This window comes from Frankia sp. AgKG'84/4 (assembly GCF_023242965.2).
GTDB lineage: Bacteria > Actinomycetota > Actinomycetes > Frankiales > Frankiaceae > Frankia.
Window position 1 is genome coordinate 1 of record NZ_JALKFU020001151.1, and the last position, 2833, is coordinate 2833.

At 74.1% G+C, this 2833-nt stretch carries 1 protein-coding gene; it reads right to left on the minus strand.

Going from position 1 to position 2833, the window contains the following annotated elements; genetic code table 11:
* On the minus strand, positions 1-2777 hold a 2777-nt coding region (locus MXD58_RS28000; RefSeq protein ID WP_250611178.1), incomplete at its 3' end, for an NACHT domain-containing protein.
* Between the last annotated feature and the right edge of the window lie 56 nt (positions 2778-2833).

Genomic DNA, 2833 nt, shown 5'->3' on the forward strand with positions numbered 1-2833 from the left:
GTGGCTGGGACCGGTGGTCTCGCCCCGCCGGTCGGCCAGCACGCGAGATACCGCGCCGCGGTCACCGCGGGAATCGGGCGGAGCTCCACGGCGTGAGCACCCTCGAGCCGCACAGGCCGCTCCGCCCGCGTGGGCGCCGGAGTCTCACCCAGGCACGCCCGGTCGGCGCCGAGGACCAGCCCGCCGTCGGCGGCCAGCCACTCGTTGATGCCGCTGATCGCCGCTGCGCGACAGGCGGGTTCGAGGTCCTCCAAGCCGTCGAGGAACGGGATCACCTTGCGGCTGTCGACCAGGGCACGAGCGCCCGTCACCTGGGCGCTGGCCGCGGCCAGCGTGGTGTGCCGCCGTCTGATCTCGTACTCCAGCCAGTCCGCGAAACGCTGCCGCTGCGGTTGCCAGGAGCACGGAGACAACGGCATGGGCACGGGCCCGCCGGGACGCCGGCAGTCGAGAAGTTCCAGCGCGAGGCGCGTCAGGGCGGTCGTCCGCCCTGATCCCTGCGACCCGAGGACAACCAGTCTGGGAACCCTCACACCCGTGAGGGCGTGACCCACGGTGGTGTCGCCGCCATGGCCCACCCGCAGTGGGCCCGTCGTCGGCCACGGTTCGGCAAGGTCGATGTCGACGGGCTGGCAGTGCACGGCGAGCGCATCGTCGACCGGCAGGCGGGCGAGCAGGCGAGCCCGCAGCTCGGCGGCAAGCCGGGTCAGCTGTGGGCTCTGCGCACTGCCGGCCAGCCGGCGCTGCAGCTCGACGTGGCGGAACTGGTACACGGGTCCGACGCGCCGCAACACGCCGGCCTCGTGCGGGTCGTGCGCGGCCGCCAGGAACCCGGCGAGGTCGCGGGGAAGCTGGCGGCGAAGCGCGAGCCAGTGCCGGGTGAGGATGTACGGCCCCCAGGCCGTCTTCGCGGCGGCCCCCGCGAGCGCGCAGGGCGGTCCCACGACGAGGGCGACCACCAGGCCCGTGCCGAGGACCACGATGGTCCGCTGCGGCCAGACGTAGAAGTACAGCGCCGAGAACCACGCCCAGACGCCCAGTGTCACCGCCGCGCCGAACTCGGCGGCCAGCCGGAGGAACACCCGCCGGTCGGCCGCCAGCGACGCGGTCGGGCTGTCGACCGGAGTTCCGGGCGGAGGACCGGCGTTGACGTCGTGCAGCCGCCACCACGCCCAGGTGATGCCCGCGCCGATCACGGTGAAGGTGACCGCGGCGTCGGCGATGCCGTAGCCCTCGCGAAGCCTGGGGCTCACCGCCACGTAGCTGATCGGCAGGAGGAAGACAACGAAGGCGGGCAGGATCCTGTCCCGCAGGCGTCCCGGCTCCCGCGAGCGCCGCACCCCGCGCTCGGGCAGGCGCCGACCCCAGGTCGCGTACCCGCCAAGCTCGCTGAAGACCGACGTCGACACCACCGCCCACCACACGCACGTGCCGAGCAGCAAAAGGATGCCGGGCCAGCGCAGCAGGTTCAGCAGCGTCGGCGTGTTCCGCCTGGCGAGCACCGTGAGGGCAAGACCGGACAGCAGCGCCGAGAGTGCGCCGAGCCCCACCAGCGCGGCGGCCGCGGCGGCGAGGGCGGAGCGCGCCGGACCCGGCCGCACCGCCCCCGGCAGGCTCCACCACGCGACGTCCAGGCCATGGCCGCCAAGTTCGACCTGGCGGGCGAGAAAGGCGAGCCACCGGCGCGCGTCGGTCGGGTCCGGCCCATATCGTGCGTCGATGAAGCGGTCGAGCAGGTACCCCTCCAGCGCGCTCCGATCCGGCTGTCGCAGCAACTCGTTCGGGTGCGGCGGCGGATTGTCCGCGTCGCGGCGGCCGGAGTAGATGCGCTGGGCCAGGGTCAGCCAGAGCGGGATGGTCAGCGCGGTGAGGGGTGCCGGGACCGGGGATGCCTCGAGGGCGCCCAGCACCTTCTCCCACCGGTCGGGGCCCTGATGATCGGCCAGGCCCGCCCGCTCGCCCGTGCCGGCGCTCTCACGCAGGTGCCGAAGGGCGTCCTGAGTGCTCAGAGGCTGAAGTTGTACGCCCGCGGTCACGGTCAGCCGGGTCACTGCGGCGCCCTGTCGGTACCGGTCGAGCCGCGAGGCGACGACCGTCTGCTGAGCGGGCTCCAGGTCGGCGCCCAGGCCCGCCATCGCGTCGCCAGGATCACCGGCGATCTCATCGAAACCGTCCAGGAGCAGCAGGAGCAGGCCGCTGCGCAGCAGGTCCGCGGGCACGGCCGGATCCGCGGCCATCGCGGCCCGCACACATCGGTGGCCGGCGAGCTGCTCCCGCAGCCAGGCGGCGAACGAACGCTTCGGGTCCCAGCTGCCGAGATGCAACAGGACCGGCACCACCCCGCCGCCCTCGTCCCGGCGGCGGCGCAGCTGGTCCAGCGCGACCCGCAGCAGCAACGTCGACTTGCCCGCACCGGCCTCCCCCAGAACGACCAGCCGCCTCGTCGGCACGCTGCGCACCACGTCGAGCAGGTTGTCGGGGCCACCCTCGAGAGCCTGCGGACCGACGGCCCAGCCTTCCGGCGCCGGTGTCGGCCAGCCCGCACCGGCGTGGGACGCCCGGTCCCGGAGAACCGTCCAGTCGTCGAAGAGTTCCGCCGGCGCCGGCGCCCAGCGCACGGGCAGCAGGTTGTGCGCGTGCAGCTCCTTCGCCGCGTCGCTCCAGCGCTGCTCGACCTCCCGGGCCAGTCCGTCGCTGAGTTCGACGAGCCTGGCCGCCCATCCCCCGGCCGCGGCCGAGGAGGACGTGGCGGGAAACCCCGCCGCGACGAGACGCACCGGGGCCTGCGGCGAGCGAACACCCGCGGCGCACGCCGCCCGAACTGGATTATTAT